This is a genomic window from Reyranella sp. (assembly GCF_017305915.1).
In the GTDB taxonomy this organism is placed as follows: Bacteria; Pseudomonadota; Alphaproteobacteria; order Reyranellales; family Reyranellaceae; genus Reyranella.
Genome location: NZ_JAFKJN010000007.1, coordinates 167,438 through 181,418, shown reverse-complemented (window position 1 = coordinate 181,418; position 13,981 = coordinate 167,438). Strand labels below are relative to the sequence as shown.

Below are 13,981 nucleotides of genomic sequence, written 5' to 3'. Positions count from 1 at the left end.
TCAAACCACCTTCCACTGCACCAAAGTGAACGGCGGCTGCGCGTCGTCGTGCGGCTCGAACACGGCCTGCACCTCGGCGCCGATCGTCACCTCCTGCTGGGGATCGCCCAGCAGATTGCCGAGCATGCGGACGTTGCCGGCGTCCGGCAGCTCGACCAGCACGACGATATAGGGACCATGGCCCTTGAGCGCCGGATGCACCGGATGCCACGGCCGCTCCCAGCTGTAGATGCGGCCCTTGCCCGACACCGTGTGCCAGTCTGTTTCGAACGACAGGCACTCGTGGCAGATCCACTCCGGCCCCCAGCGGAAGGTGCCGCATTTGGTGCAGCGCTGGACCTTGAGCTCGCCGCGCCGCGTGCCCGCCCAGTATGGCTGGTCGACGCCGTCATTCTCCGCCACCGGCGACGGCAATCCCTTCGGCAGGTAGCTCATAGCGTCGCCTCCGAGCCCAGGATCATGCTCGATACCGGCGTCACCATCGGGCCGGAGATCACCATCGACACGTCGACGTCCTTGACCTGCGACGTCGACTGCCCGCGCAACTGGCGCACCGCCTCGATCTGCAGCTCGAGCCCGTGCATGTAGCATTCGGCAAGGTTGCCGCCCGAGGTGTTGAGCGGCAGCTTGCCCTTGGGCGCCATCAGGTTCTCCGGCGTGAGGAAGTCGTTCGCCTCCTCCGCCTTGAAGAAGTCGTGCTCGACCAGGCTCATCAGCACGCCGCCGGTGAAGTTCTCGTAGGACTGCACCACGTCGACGTCCGACGGCTTCACCTTGGCCATGCCGTAGAGCTGCGGCGCCACCGTGGTGAAGCTCGAGGTCGCATAGAGCGGCGCATTGTGGACGCGCGCACCGTTGCGATGCTCGGAACCCTGCGACGAGCCCAGCAGGTAGGCGGGCTTGTGCTTGAAGTCCTTCGCCTGCTCGGCCGGCACGATGATCAATGCCGCCGCGCCGTCATTCTCCTGGCAGCAGTCGAACAGCCGCCACGGCTCGACGATCCAGCGTGAGCTGTCGTAGGCCTCCTCGGTGAGCGGCTTGCCGTGCATCACCGCGCGTGCATTGGCCTGCGCATGGTGATACGAGGCCAGCGCGATCGCCCGCTGCGCCGAGGGCGCGATCTTGTTCTCGTGCAGGAAGCGCATCGCCCGCATGGCGTAGCGCTGCGCCGGCGACATCACGCCGTACGGCGCGTTGAACGCCGGCTCGCCCGACGCGGTGCCGCCCGGCGGCGCGGCACCGAAGCGCTGGAACTGTCCCTGCGCCAGCGCGCGGAACACCACCACGCAGTCGGCCATGCCGCAGGCCACAGCGGCGGCTGCATTGCCGACGGCGGCCGAGCCTCCGCCGCCGCCGCCGCCCCAGTTCATGTTGGAGAAGCGCAGCGCCGGCAGGCCCAGCGCGGCGGCGAGCCGCGACGGATCGTTGCGGTCGTTGGAGTAGGAGGCGAAGCCGTCGATCCGGCGCGGATCGATGCCGGCATCCTCGCAGGCGGCGAGGATCGCCATCAGCGCCAGCTTGAACTCCGAGTGCGGCGCCTTGCCGTGCCGCCAGTAGGTCGTTTCGCCGACGCCCGCGACCGCGACCTTGCCGCGGAGACTCCGTTCGCTCATTGGCGATACTTCGCCGGCACGTCGATCCCGAGGAAGCGCGCGCAGTTGAGGCCGAGGATATTGGCGCGCGTGGCGTCAGAGACCTGACCCATGGTCCGCTCGATCGCCTGCGCCGAATGCGGCCAGGTGCCTTCGTGGTGCGGGTAATCGTTCGCCCACATGAAGTTGCCGGTGAGGTTATGGCTCTCGCACAAGTCGAGGCCGGCCCTGTCTTCCTGGAAGGAGGAGAAGCCATGCATGCGGTAGTACTCGCTGGGCAGGTGCTTGAGCTTGGGCCGCACCCAGAAGTGATGCTTCTTGTAGGCCTCGTCCATCGCGTCGAGCAGCCACGGCACCCAGCCGATGCCGGCCTCGATGGTGGCGAAGCGCAGCGTCGGGAAGCGTTCGAGCACACCCGAGGCGCAGAGGTTGGCCACCGGCTCGATGGTCGGCGACAGCGAATGCGAGACGTAGTTCACCACCGCGCCGCCATTGCCGCGCGCCGCCCGCGGATCGCGGCCGGTCGAGACGTGGAAGGTGATCGGCAGGTTGGCGTCGGTGATCGCCGCCCACAGCGGATCGAAGTGCGGCAGATTGTAGTTCACGTGGCCGCTGTCATGCGCGCCCCAGATCGGCTTGCACGGCAGCGTCAGGCACTTGAAGCCGAGCTTGGCCAGCCGCTGCACCTCGGCGATCGAGCCTTCGAGATCGGCGGTGGCGAGCGCACCGGCCGGGATCATGCGGTCCTGGTGATTGCCGAACTGCTCCCACGCCCACGTATTCCAGACCGCGCATTGCGCCATGGCGAATTGCGGATCGGGAGTCGCCCACATCGCGAGGCCCTTGTTGGGGAAGATCAGCTCGACATCGATGCCGTCGAGATCGTGGTCGGCGAGCCGGCCGAGCGGATCGGCGCCCGCCTTGTTGCGCGCCATGTCCTCGCCTTCCAGCGTCGAAAGCCGCAGGCGGTCGGGGCGATGGCCCTCGCTCACCCGCCATTGCACGCCGTCCTTGTCGGTGATGACCCGCGGCAGGCGCTCCTTGTACCTGGCGTCGATGCGCTCGACCCAGAGATTGGCCGGCTCGTTGGCGTGGCCGTCGGCCGACACCATGAAGTACTTTTTCGCCGCATCGGGGCGGGCGCTGCGCGGCCAGTGGGCGCCGGGCGATTCGAGACGCCAGCGGTTCGGCTCGTTCACGACGATCTGGTTCATCGCTTCCTCCGTTTCGGTGAGTCTTCACTCGCAATTGGGGCCGCTTGCTGCGGCTCTTCGAGTTCACGTTCGAGGGTTTCGAGCACCCTCTCACAGATGTCGAGATCGGCGGCCGGCACGGCAGCCATCAATCGAGTCTGCAGACCGTTGCCGATGCGCGCCGCGCGCACGGCCAGCTCGCGGCCGGCGCGAGTGAGATAAAGGCCGCGGGCACGGCGGTCATTCTCGTCCTCACGGCGCTCGATGAAGCCGCGTCGCTCCAGGCTGTCGAGCAGACGCACCAGCGACGGGCCCTCGATCGACATCGCGGTCGCCAGCTCCTTCTGACGGACGCCGTCGCCCAGCGCGCGAAGATAGATCAGCGGCCGCCATGTCGCCTCGGTCAGGCCGATCAGGCGCATCTCCGCGTCGACGGCCTGCCGCAGCCGCCGCGACAGGCGCGCGACGAGGAGGCCGAATTCGGTATGCCGGTCGGGCATGCCGAAAAGATAGGACGCTAATCATCTATCTGGCAAGCCTAGCCGAGGGCCGGACCCATAAGGGTGTCCACAAACGTCCACCCCCCTTGGACTGCCAACCTTTTGGCAAACAAACGTTTTCGGCCGAAAGTCCACGTTTCCGGAGACTTCCCCCTCAAAAGACTCCTCTCCCTTCTTGCTTGCTGCCGCCGGCTGCCACTTCCGTGGCAGGGCTTGGGTGCCGGCACGCCAAGGTTTTCGGCCCTTCCTGCCACCCTGCCCGCACGCCCCCGCTGCCTCCGCGCAAAACTGCACCGGCCGGTGTCCGCCGCCGCGGAGGGGTAGCGGAAGCTGCGCAAACAGCGCCAACTCCCCCTGGCACTCGTCAAAGATGCGGCAGGCAGGTCCGGCAAGCATCGCTGCGCCCTCGGCCTCGGGATGAACGTCGGGAGTCTGCCAGCTCGTCGCGCAAACGCCTATTTTGGGCAATGGCCGCGATTTTTCAGCAAAGGAATCAGGGAGGGAGTCGCGATCCATTGCCCAGAATGAGCCTCGCCGAGGCGGGTTATCCACAGCTTTCCGCCTCGTCGCGCCGGATACCCGTCCGAACCTATTCCGCCGCGATCGGCGGTCCGGTCGGAACGAGATGCTTGCCGTCGAAGGTCAGCATCTGCAGCTTCTTGAAAAGATTGTAGTTGGCGGGCGTGGTGCCGACGGTGATGCCGGGCCGCAGCATCGGCACCGAGAGGTCGCTCAGGCTCGCGGCCTTGTCCATCACGCATTTGCGGCTGACCGCCCGGCCGCAGCGCTTCAGCACCTCGACCATCAGCGCGCCCTCGTAGTAGGCGGTGACGTTCAGCCCGTCGAACTTGTCGCCGGCGGGATAGTACTTGTCCATCCAGGCAACATAGGCCTGCACGCCGGGATCGGACTGCATGTCGGGATCGGACGGGTCGACAGCGACCGCCGAGGACACCGCGCCGGTTGAGGCGTCGAGTCCGGCCGGCACATAGGTGCGGGTGATCGAGGCGGCAGGGAAGGCAACCAAGGGCAACGGCTTCCATCCGAGATCCTGGGCCTTGCGCAGCGCCTGCACCGTCTGCTTCTGGGTCGCCACGATCACCAGCACGTCGGCGCCACTGCCGCGCAATGCGATGACCTGCGATTCGACGGTCGGATCGGTCACCTCGAAGCTCTGCTCGCCGACCATCATGTCCTTGGCTCGCGCGCCCAGTCCTTCTTTCAGGCCCGCGAGATACTCCTTACCGAAATCGTCGTTCTGGTAGAGGATCGCGACCTTGCCGTTGGGCCGAACCGACAGGATGTGCTTGGCGAAGGCGTGCACCTCGGTGTCGTAGTTCGGCAGGCCCGACAGCGACCACGGAAAGTTCTTGGGATCGTTGAACTTGGAGACGCCGCTCTGCAGCCAGAGCTGCGGCACCTTGCGGTCGTTGAGGTACTTGCGCACCGACAGGTTGGTCGCCGAGCCGACCGGCGCATGCAGGGCGAACACACCGTCGGCTTCGACGAGCCTGCGCACCTGCTCCACGGTCTTGGGCGGGCTGAAGCCGTCGTCGGCGGTCACCAGCGTGATCTTGCGGCCGTCGACCCCGCCCTGCTCGTTGATCATGGCGAAATAGGCGAGCGAGGCGCGGCCGAAGGTCGAGTAGGCCGACAGCGGGCCGCTATAGGGCGCCGTCTGGCCGAGCTTGATCTCGGTGTCGCTGATACCGGGGTCGAGCTTGCCCTGGGCGCCCGCCGGCACCGCCGAAAGCAGGACCGCAAGCCATGCCATGCCTCTGGCTATCATCGCCGTCTCTCCCTGCCTTGTCGTTTTTCGGCCTTCGCCGGAGCGGCGAGCGCCCGCTCGAGCTCGTCGAGCAGCGCCAGGAGCTGATCGACGCGCTCGCGGCCGAAGCGGCCGGCGATGTCGCGATGGATACGGTCGAGGAACGGCGCGACTCCTGTCACCATCGCCGTACCCTTCGGCGACAGCGACAGCAGGCTGCGGCGCGAATCGCCATCGTCCGGACGCCGTCTGAGATGGCCCGAGGCCTCGAGGTCCTTGAGAATGCGCGACAGACTCGGTGCCAGCAAATAGCTGCGTTGCGCCAACCGAGCGGCGTCCATCTCGCCGTCGAGATGGAGCACGCGGATCACGCGCCATTGCTGCTCGGTGATGCCGCCCTTGCGATGATGCGGGCGGAAATAGGCCATCACCGCCTCGCGCGCACGCAGCAGCGCGATCGGCAGCGACCGCCGGTCGTCCATGATGCGCGGGCGCGGGAACTCCGAGACGGACCGCCGGTCGGCCATGGCGCGTCGTCAGGCGTCGACCAGGAAGTTGCCGGCCTCGAAGACGATCGGCGGCGCCTCCGGGTCGAAGCACACGCCGATCGGGTCCTCGCCGCGGGCGACAGCGTTGACCTGGGTGTTCAGCATGCGGCGAAGCAGCAGGACGCCCTTGTCGCTGGTCGCAAGATGCTCGTCGGAATGGAAGGTGATGGTGCCCTGGCCGACCTGCGCCTCCCAGTCGCCCGGGGACTCGCGGCGCTCCTGCTCCGTCATGTCGATCCAGCGTTTGCGGTTGGTCGCGGCGCCCAGCCCCTTGGGCAGGAACACGCCCTTCTCGCGCACTCGGCCGGCGGTGTAGATGCGGTAGTGCGTGTCGTCGATCGGCAAGGTCCAGCCCAGGCTCTCGACCCGGCCATATCCGCCGACGAACGGATTGGGCACGACGCGCAGGGTCGGCAGCGCGACCTCGGTGGTCCGCTCCATGCGCTTGCCGCCGGCGACCATGCGCGTCGAGAAGGCCTTCACGCCGCGCGGCGTGTAGTCCCATTTGACCTTGGGCATCTGGTTCATGACTTCGGTGAACTGCGTGCCGCTGAAGTTCCCGTGCAAGATCGGCACGTGATAGGTATCGAGCACATTTTCGAAATGTTGCAGCCAGTTGCACGGCGCTATGGCGCCGCCGCCGCTGCCGATCGAGGTATCGTCGGCGTCGATGAACTCGCCGTCGTCGAGCGATTCCAGGCACTCGTAGCGCGGCAGCACGGGCCTTTTCTCCGGCGGGCCCATATAGGCGAAGATCAGACCGTAGAGCTCCTGCACCGGATACCACGGTTGGCGTACGCGATCGCGCAGCCGGCCGCCGTCGGGTTCGCAGGGCTGCTCCAGGCAGCGGCCTTCGATGTCGAACAGCCAGCCGTGATAGCAGCAGCGGATGCCGCGCTCCTCGACCTTGCCGTAGTACAGCGTCGTGCCGCGATGGCAGCAGCGCGCCTGGACAAGTCCGGGGCGGCCTTGGCCATCGCGGAACAGCACGAGATCCTCGCCGAGCACCCGGACCTCGCGCGGCGTGCTGGTGGCGTGCGAGACCAGGCCGACCGGGTGCCAGTAGCGCCGCATCAGCTCGCCCATCGGCGTGCCGCGCCCCACCTCGGTCAATGCGGCGATGTAGGTCGAGGGTTTGACTTCATATCCTGTGCCGGTGTCGAGAGTTGCCATAGCGACCTCCTATTCCGCCGCCTGCCGCTCGCGGCTCGCCGAAAAGACCACCGGCGCGGCGTGCTCGTCGAAGCTCACGCCGACCGGATCGTCGCCCTTGGCCAGCCGGTCGAGCTGCTGGCGCAGCAATTGACGAACCAGCGCCACGCCGCGGTCGGTCTCGGTCAGATGCTCGTCGGAATGGAAGGTGATCGCGCCCTGCCCGGTCTGGGCCTCGAAGTCGCCGGGAAACGCACGGTGCTCCTCGGGCGTGAGCTGTTCCCACAGCTTGCCGCCCTGGCGCGAACGCATGCGGCGCAGCTCGCCCTTCTCGCGCACCCGGCCGGCGACATAGATGCGGAAATGCGTGTCGTCGATCGGCAGTGTCCAGCCGATCGATTCGACCCTTCCGAACAGGCTGGCGCCCGCCACGCCGGCACGCGGGTTGGGCACGACGCGCAGGGTCGGCATCGCCACCTCGGCCGAGCCGCGCATCGTGCCGCCGTCGGGCAGCCGGCGCTTCGACCACGAACGGACACCGAGCGGCGTACGCTCGAAATGAACCTCATCGGGGAGGCGCGCCATCATCTCGGAGAATTGCGACCCGCTGTGCGTGCCGTGCAGCACGACGACGTGATAGGGATCGACGACGTTCTCGAAATGCTGCAGCCAGTTGCAGGGCACGATCTGCGGACCGCCGCTGCCGATGCTGGAATCGTCCGAATCGATGAACTCGCCCGGATCGAGCGATTCGAGGCATTCGTAGCGCGGCAGGACCGGCTTCTTCGCCGGCGGGCCCATGTAGGCGAAGATCAGGCCATACAGCTCGCGCACCGGATACCACGGCTGCCGCACGCGATCGCGCAGCCTGCCGCCGTCGGGCTCGCACGGCTGCTCGAGGCAGTGGCCCTCCGCGTCGAACAGCCAGCCGTGATAGCAGCAGCGGATGCCGCGCTCCTCGACCTTGCCGTAATAGAGAGTCGTGCCGCGATGGCAGCATCGCGCCCCGACGAGGCCGGGCCGGCCGGACTTGTCGCGGAACAGCACGAGATCCTCGCCCAGCACCCGCACTTCGCGCGGCGTCGCCGTCGCATGCGACGCCAGGCCTACCGGATGCCAGTAGCGCCGCATCAGCTCGCCCATCGGCGTGCCGCGGCCGACCTCGGCGAGCGACGCCAAATAGCTGGAGGGCTTGCTGCCGTAGCCGGTGCCTACGTCCATCGTCTCTTCCCGCACGGTCTTATTGTTAACATGTTAAGCGTTGGCCGCTCGACCGTCAACGGCGACGGCCGGTTCCTCGCAAGGTCAGGATTGCGCGGCGCGGATCGCCCGCCACACCCGTTCGGGCGTGCACGGCATCTCGACGTGCGACACGCCGTATTCGGCGAGCGCATCGACCACGGCGTTCACGATCACCCCCAGCGCCGGGGTGATGCCGCCCTCGCCGCCGCCGCGGAAGCCCAGCGGATGCGTCGTCGAAGGCACTTCCGACAGTGCCGTCACGAAACTCGGGAAATCGTCGGCATGCGGCATGGCGTAGTCCATGAAGGAGCCGGTCACGAGTTGCCCGTTGTCGTAGACAACATGTTCCATCAGCGCCTGGCCGGCGCCCTGGGCGATGCCGCCATGGGTCTGGCCGTGCAGGATCAGCGGGTTCACGGCGCGGCCGACATCGTCGACCGTGGTGTAGCGGTCGATCCGCACCACGCCGGTGTCGGGATCGATCTCGACCTCGCAGACATGCCAGCCATAGGGATAGGAGCCGACCCGGCTGTTGACGTCTCCGGCATCGGAGATCGATCCGTGCTTCGCGGCGAGCTCGACCAGGCCGACGCTGCGGTCGGTGCCCTTCACCGTGAAGCGGCCGTCGGCGAAAGCGATGTCGGCTTCGCTCGCCTCGAGCTGCTCGGCCGCGAGCCTGGTGCCCTTGGCGATGATGCCCCGCGAGGCTTTATCGATCGTCGTGCCGGCCTGCCGCATCGACCGGCCCGAATGCGAGCCACCGCCGACGCTCACCCGATCGCTGTCGCTGGTCTCGATGATGACGTCGCCAGCCGGGATGCCGAGCCATTCCTCGACCAGTTGCGCGAAGCTCGTCGCATGCCCCTGCCCCGACGACAAAGTGCCGATCACGACCTCGACGGTACCGTCGCCGCGCACCGTCACCTCGGCGCGCTCCAGCGGCGCACCGCTCTGCGATTCGACATAGCCGCCGAGCCCGAGACCGCGCTTCAACCCGCGCGCCGCCGACTGCTTCTGCCGCTCGGCGTAGCCGTTCCAGTCAGCGAGCTGCAGCGCATGATCGAGCGTGCCGACATAGTCGCCGCTGTCGTAGGTGATGCCGAAGGCGTTGCGATGCGGCAGCGTGGTGATGAGATTGCGGCGGCGCAGCTCGACGCGATCCATGCCGATCTCGCGCGCCGCCATGTCGATCAGCCGCTCGATCACGAACATGGTCTCGGGCCGGCCGGCGCTGCGATAGGGCGCGGTGCAGACGGTGTTGCTGAGCACCGCCCGCGCCCGCGCCACGGCGGGCATGCGGTACAGGCTGGTCATGAGCTGCGTGCCCTTGGTCAGCGGGATGTACGACGCGGTGTAGGCGCCGACATTGCTGGTGTTGGTCGAATGCAGGCCGTGGAACTGCCCGTCCGACGACAGCGCCAGCTCGACCTCGACCGTGAGGTCGCGGCCGGCATAGTCGCTGAGGAAGGCCTCGCCGCGCTCGCAGTTCCATTTGACCGGCCGGCCGATCTTCTTCGCTGCCCAGGCGACCAGCACGAACTCGGGATAGAGATAGTTGCGGGTGCCGAAATTGCCGCCGACCTCTTTCGCGATGACGCGCACCATCTCGGGCTCGATCCCGAGGATGATGGCGAGCTCCTTCTTCGGGCGCACTACCGCGCCGCCGCCGGCATGGAGTGTGTATCGCCCGCTCGCCGGATCGTAGACGCCGAGGGCCGCGCGCGGCTCCATCGGTACGCCGGTGACGCGCTGCACATGCGTCTCCAGCCGCACCACGTGCTCGGCCTCGGCAAAGCCCGCGCGAGTCGCCGGCGGATTGCCGACGCGCGCATCGACCGCGATGTCGGAGATCGGCTTCAGCGGCTCGTAGACGACCTCGATCGCCTCTGCGGCGTCCTTCGCCTCAGCCACCGTCTCGGCGACGATGAACGCTACCGCCTCGCCGACGTGGCGGACCGTCTCGGTGGCCAGGATCATCGGCCGCTCGAGCAGCAGCTCGGAGCCGTCGAGATTGTAGAGCGCGATGTCAGGCGGGCTCATCGCCGTCGGGATGTGGGGGACCGGCCTCAGCCCGTCGGTTGCCACGTCGGCACCGGTCAGAATCAGCAGAACGCCCGGCATCTTCGCGGCGCGCGCGGTGTCGATCGACACGATGCGGGCATGCGGATGCGGCGAGCGCAAGACGACGCTGCGCGCCTGGTTGGGCAAGGTGAAATCGTCGGAGTAGCAGCCGTGGCCGGTGAGCAGGCGCGCATCTTCCAGCCGACGCAGCTCGGCGCCGATACCGCGCTTGCTCACCGCGCGAGCGAAGCGGGCAGCGGCACGTTCAGCATCAGGCCGAGCTCGCTCCTGAGATCGCAGCTCACGCGGCCATGCACCTTGCCCTGCTTGTCGAAGTAGCGGCCGATCTCGGCGGTCGGGAACGGACCCTCGTGCCAGATGTCGGGATGGAGATAGATGCCGAAGCTGCCGTCGGACCAGAAGGCGACGAACTTCTCAGGCGCCGGATCATCGCCCGGCGGCCCGGCGGGCACGACGAACGGCTGCCCGTCGACCGGCCAGAAGAACTGGCCGCCGTCGGGATGGTAGTTGCAATGCCAGAGATGGACGTGGCCCGGCGCGTCGCGATAGCCCAGCACATAGTCGCCGCCGACCGCCGCGTTGACGCCGCGCAACTCGTTGCCCTTCCAGGCACAGGCGAAGACGCCCTCGGTCGTGCCGCCCTCGTCGCCGGTGCCGGGATCGAGCGGGCGATGGCCCTTCACCGGCCACGGCACGATCCGCACCTTGTGCGTCTTGGGATCGCGCACGATCTCGCCGAAGCCCTTCAGGCTCTCATCCGTCGCGCGCACCAGCGGTACGTCGACCAGTCGAAACTCAGTCATTGCCCGCGAGAATAGCGCCAAATTCCCATCGGCGGGAAATTCCGCCATTCGCGCCCGACGAAGGTCGCTTCGAGCGCCGGCATCACTCGCGGATCGACCGGCGGCCGCAGACCGTAGGTGTACTGGATGATGGAGCCGCCCGCCGGCATGACGGCGAAGGCGTCGGCATAGCAGCGCGTGGCCGCGGCTGAAGGTATCGCGCGCATCGGTAACCCGCTGATGACGACGCGTGCCGAGGCAACCTCCTCGCGCGCCAGCGTCCGGCTGAGCGCGAGAGCGTCGCCCTGCAGCACCTGCAAACCGGGGAAGCGCTGCTCCAGCGACCGGCAGAGCTCGAGGTCCTGCTCCACCGCAACGATGTGCGGGACGGGGCAACCGAGGTCGACCAGCGCCTGGGTCACGGCACCGGTGCCCGCGCCGAGCTCGAGGACAGGGCCGCCGCCCGGAGTCGCCGCGTCGAGCGCCGCGCGGGCGAGTCGGCGCGCCGTCCAGGGGCTGCTGGGAAAGGGCAAGCCGACCCCCATGGGATCGCGCAGCCAGCCACGCAGGAACGGCAGAGGCCCGGTCTGCCTGACATCCCTCAACAGGGTCGAAACCAAGGTTTGCCGTTCGCCGAAATTCACGGTCGTTAACGCCCCGGGTTGCGCTGAAGCCGCAGGGTTTCTACGGATTGGGATACGGCCGGTTCCCGACGTCAAGTGCTCGGAGCGGAACCGTTTCCCCGACCCCGCCGTCGAGAACCAGGTCGTCCCAGGCCTCCAGCAGCCACAGGGCCTCGACCTGCCAGCGCAGGATCGGCCGGTCCCACCAGCGTTCGATCAGCGCGGCCAGGGCTGCCGCCTCACGGAAATCGAGGTCGTCGGTGAGGTTGTGCAGTCCGACGAGGTAGAGCCCGGTCTCGCGGCGGGCCAGCAGGCGCTGGATGCGCGCCAGCAGATTCTCGCCATCGCGCTTCTCGGGATAGACCCGCAGATAGAGCCGGCCGTGGTTGACGGTGCCGGAGAACAGGCCGCGCAGCTCGACGGTGATCGGCCCGATGCCCGCCAGCGCATACCGCTGCGCCCCGTCGAGCGTCACCGGCGCGCCGCAGAGCGTGGCGTGCAGCTTGCCGCGCCGGCGTGTGACGATGTCCCAGGCGATCTTGTGCGCGAAGGGCATCGTACGTAGCTCGGGTTCGAGCAGATGGTCGACGTCCGGCACCGGCAGCGCGAGCGACACCGCCTTGCCGTGCCGGCCCATCGCATAGTCCTTGCCCGGCGCGCTCGCGATCACCCGGGGATGATGCGGCGCGACCAGCGGCAGATGCGCGAGGCGGTAGCTCTGGTCGAGCGCGAAGCCCTCGCCCGCGGCGAACGGTGTGCGGCTCGCCACATAGCCGAGCTCGTCGTCGCCGCAGAGCAGGATGTCAGGCAGCTTTGCCGAGATCTTCGCCGGCCAGCGCGCGCTCGATCAGCTTCACCACGTTGTCACGGCCGTAGAGCTTGATGAAGGCGCCCATGCGCGGGCCCTGCTTGCTGCCGAGCAGGACCTCGTAGAGCGTCTGAAACCACTGGCGCAGCTCTTCCTTGGCGAAGTGCCGCTTGCCCGCCTCGTACACTTCGTTCTGGATGAACTCGGCGCTTTCGCTGTCCGGGATCTTGCGCAAGGCGTCGGCGAGGTCCTGCAATGCCGCGCGCTCCGTGTCGGTGGGCAGGCGGAACTGCTTCGTGCTCTTGACGAAGTCCTGGTAGTAGGCGACCGCGCCCTTCAGGAGCTGGTCGAGATACGGCGCGTTCTGCGGCGTCGCGCCCGGCACGTAGCGGCGCAGGTACTGCCACAGCACGTCCTTGTCGTCGGTGTGCGCGACGCTCGCGAGATTGAGCAGCATGCCGAAGCTGACGCCGCCCGAATGGTGATCGACCGGGTCGCCGTCGTGGATGTGCCACGCCGGATTGTCGGGCTGCTTCGCCGGCTCGTCGCCCGGCAGCCGCTCGACCGCCGAGAGATAGTCGTCGATCGCGCGCGGGATCACGTCGAAGTAAAGCCGCTTCGCCCGCCGCGGCGCCTGGAACATGTAATAGGCAAGCGACTCGGGCGGCGCGTAGCGCAGCCACTCCTCGACCGAGAGCCCGTTGCCCTTGGACTTGGAGATCTTCTTGCCCTGGTCGTCAAGGAACAGCTCGTAGTTGAAGCCCTCCGGCGGCCGGCCGCCCAGGATCTTCACGATCTTCGCCGAGAGCTCGGCCGACGGGATCAGGTCCTTGCCGTACATCTCGTAGTCGACCGCCAAGGCGAACCAGCGGCCGGCCCAATCGGCCTTCCACTGCAGCTTGACGTTGCCGCCGGTGACCGGCGTCTCGGTCAAGGTGCCGTCCTCGTCGCGATAGACGATGGTGCCGGCCTCGACGTCGGTCTGGATCACCGGGACCTGCAGCACGCGGCCGGTCTTGGGCGAGACCGGCAGGAAGATCGAGTAGGTCGCCTGCCGCTCGGCGCCGAGCGTCGGCAGCATCACCGCCTGGACCTCGTTGTAGTGCTGCAGCATGGCGAGCAGCATCTTGTCGAAGCGGCCCGACTTGTACCAATCGGTCGCCGACTGGAACTCGTACTCGAAGCCGAAGGAATCGAGGAACGCGCGCAGCCGCGCGTTGTTGGCCGCGCCGAACGACGGATGCTCGTTGCTGAACGGATCGGGGACCGCGGTCAGCGGCTTGCCGAGATGCTGCGCCAGCATCTCCTTGTTCGGCACGTTGTCCGGCACCTTGCGCAGACCGTCCATGTCGTCGGAGAAGCAGAACAGCCGGGTCGGGATGTCGCTCAGCCGCTGGAAGGCCTGGCGCACCATGGTCGTACGCACGACCTCGCCGAAGGTGCCGATATGCGGCAGGCCCGACGGCCCGTAGCCGGTCTCGAACAGCACGTAACCTTTGGCCGGCGCTTTGCCACCACAACGGGCGACCAGCTTGCGGGCTTCTTCGAACGGCCACGCGCGCGCGGCCTCGGCCAGGGAACGATCGATCTGCGACATGGAACGCCCTAACTAGGGCATTTGCGCCGCCAACGCCACCCGACCAAACTGCGCGGCAACCATGAAGAAAAGTCCCCTCTCCGTGGCCATTGGC

The 13,981-nt window shown here is 67.6% G+C and carries 13 protein-coding genes; all 13 read right to left on the bottom strand.

The window, feature by feature from the left end; all coding sequences use genetic code 11:
• Window positions 1-435: an OB-fold domain-containing protein gene (locus tag J0J01_RS04420; RefSeq protein ID WP_296378998.1), complete on the bottom strand. Its 435-nt coding sequence runs from the start codon at window positions 433-435 to the stop codon at window positions 1-3.
• The gene (locus J0J01_RS04415; RefSeq protein WP_296378997.1) at window positions 432-1,613 is read right to left on the bottom strand and encodes an acetyl-CoA acetyltransferase; all 1,182 of its coding nucleotides are present in this window, start codon (window positions 1,611-1,613) and stop codon (window positions 432-434) included. Before J0J01_RS04415 ends, J0J01_RS04420 begins: the two co-directional genes overlap by 4 nt.
• Window positions 1,610-2,806 carry an amidohydrolase family protein gene (locus tag J0J01_RS04410; protein ID WP_296378996.1) on the bottom strand — a complete coding sequence of 399 codons (1,197 nt, stop codon included), beginning with the start codon at window positions 2,804-2,806 and terminating at the stop codon, window positions 1,610-1,612. The genes J0J01_RS04415 and J0J01_RS04410 overlap by 4 nt, the downstream gene beginning before the upstream one ends.
• Window positions 2,803-3,285: a MarR family transcriptional regulator gene (locus tag J0J01_RS04405; protein ID WP_296378995.1), complete on the bottom strand. Its 483-nt coding sequence runs from the start codon at window positions 3,283-3,285 to the stop codon at window positions 2,803-2,805. The genes J0J01_RS04410 and J0J01_RS04405 overlap by 4 nt, the downstream gene beginning before the upstream one ends.
• Window positions 3,286-3,874: 589 nt before the next feature.
• On the bottom strand, window positions 3,875-5,059 hold the full coding sequence (locus tag J0J01_RS04400) for an ABC transporter substrate-binding protein (RefSeq protein ID WP_296378994.1): 1,185 nt from the start codon (window positions 5,057-5,059) through the stop codon (window positions 3,875-3,877).
• Window positions 5,060-5,070: 11 nt separating this feature from the next.
• Window positions 5,071-5,580 (bottom strand): homoprotocatechuate degradation operon regulator HpaR, encoded by a 510-nt coding sequence (gene hpaR, locus J0J01_RS04395; protein WP_296378993.1) that lies wholly within the window; start codon window positions 5,578-5,580, stop codon window positions 5,071-5,073.
• Between the two features lie 9 nt (window positions 5,581-5,589).
• Window positions 5,590-6,774, bottom strand: coding sequence for a Rieske 2Fe-2S domain-containing protein (locus J0J01_RS04390; protein WP_296378992.1), 1,185 nt, complete (start codon window positions 6,772-6,774; stop codon window positions 5,590-5,592).
• 9 nt (window positions 6,775-6,783) lie between these two features.
• A complete protein-coding gene (locus J0J01_RS04385; protein ID WP_296378991.1) occupies window positions 6,784-7,974 on the bottom strand; it encodes an aromatic ring-hydroxylating dioxygenase subunit alpha in 1,191 nt (396 codons plus the stop codon).
• A gap of 84 nt (window positions 7,975-8,058) precedes the next feature.
• Entirely contained in the window at window positions 8,059-10,293 is a 2,235-nt protein-coding gene (locus J0J01_RS04380; protein ID WP_296378990.1) for a xanthine dehydrogenase family protein molybdopterin-binding subunit, read from the bottom strand.
• Window positions 10,290-10,880 (bottom strand): ureidoglycolate lyase, encoded by a 591-nt coding sequence (locus J0J01_RS04375; protein WP_296378989.1) that lies wholly within the window; start codon window positions 10,878-10,880, stop codon window positions 10,290-10,292. The genes J0J01_RS04380 and J0J01_RS04375 overlap by 4 nt, the downstream gene beginning before the upstream one ends.
• Window positions 10,877-11,503 carry an rRNA adenine N-6-methyltransferase family protein gene (locus J0J01_RS04370; protein WP_296378988.1) on the bottom strand — a complete coding sequence of 209 codons (627 nt, stop codon included), beginning with the start codon at window positions 11,501-11,503 and terminating at the stop codon, window positions 10,877-10,879. The genes J0J01_RS04375 and J0J01_RS04370 overlap by 4 nt, the downstream gene beginning before the upstream one ends.
• Before the next feature lie 40 nt (window positions 11,504-11,543).
• On the bottom strand, window positions 11,544-12,251 hold the full coding sequence (locus tag J0J01_RS04365) for a hypothetical protein (protein WP_296378987.1): 708 nt from the start codon (window positions 12,249-12,251) through the stop codon (window positions 11,544-11,546).
• 34 nt (window positions 12,252-12,285) lie between these two features.
• Window positions 12,286-13,887 (bottom strand): lysine--tRNA ligase, encoded by a 1,602-nt coding sequence (locus J0J01_RS04360; RefSeq protein WP_296378986.1) that lies wholly within the window; start codon window positions 13,885-13,887, stop codon window positions 12,286-12,288.
• Window positions 13,888-13,981: the final 94 nt, after the last annotated feature.

What these genes read in the sequence shown, in the direction of transcription:
- J0J01_RS04410 (WP_296378996.1), bottom strand. Translation starts at nt 2,806, where the DNA reads ATGAACCAGATCGTCGTGAACGAGCCGAACCGCTGGCGTCTCGAATCG.
- J0J01_RS04375 (WP_296378989.1), bottom strand. Translation starts at nt 10,880, where the DNA reads ATGACTGAGTTTCGACTGGTCGACGTACCGCTGGTGCGCGCGACGGAT.
- J0J01_RS04400 (WP_296378994.1), bottom strand. Translation starts at nt 5,059, where the DNA reads ATGGCATGGCTTGCGGTCCTGCTTTCGGCGGTGCCGGCGGGCGCCCAG.
- hpaR (WP_296378993.1), bottom strand. Translation starts at nt 5,580, where the DNA reads ATGGCCGACCGGCGGTCCGTCTCGGAGTTCCCGCGCCCGCGCATCATG.
- J0J01_RS04415 (WP_296378997.1), bottom strand. Translation starts at nt 1,613, where the DNA reads ATGAGCGAACGGAGTCTCCGCGGCAAGGTCGCGGTCGCGGGCGTCGGC.
- J0J01_RS04390 (WP_296378992.1), bottom strand. Translation starts at nt 6,774, where the DNA reads ATGGCAACTCTCGACACCGGCACAGGATATGAAGTCAAACCCTCGACC.
- J0J01_RS04420 (WP_296378998.1), bottom strand. Translation starts at nt 435, where the DNA reads ATGAGCTACCTGCCGAAGGGATTGCCGTCGCCGGTGGCGGAGAATGAC.
- J0J01_RS04385 (WP_296378991.1), bottom strand. Translation starts at nt 7,974, where the DNA reads ATGGACGTAGGCACCGGCTACGGCAGCAAGCCCTCCAGCTATTTGGCG.
- J0J01_RS04360 (WP_296378986.1), bottom strand. Translation starts at nt 13,887, where the DNA reads ATGTCGCAGATCGATCGTTCCCTGGCCGAGGCCGCGCGCGCGTGGCCG.
- J0J01_RS04405 (WP_296378995.1), bottom strand. Translation starts at nt 3,285, where the DNA reads ATGCCCGACCGGCATACCGAATTCGGCCTCCTCGTCGCGCGCCTGTCG.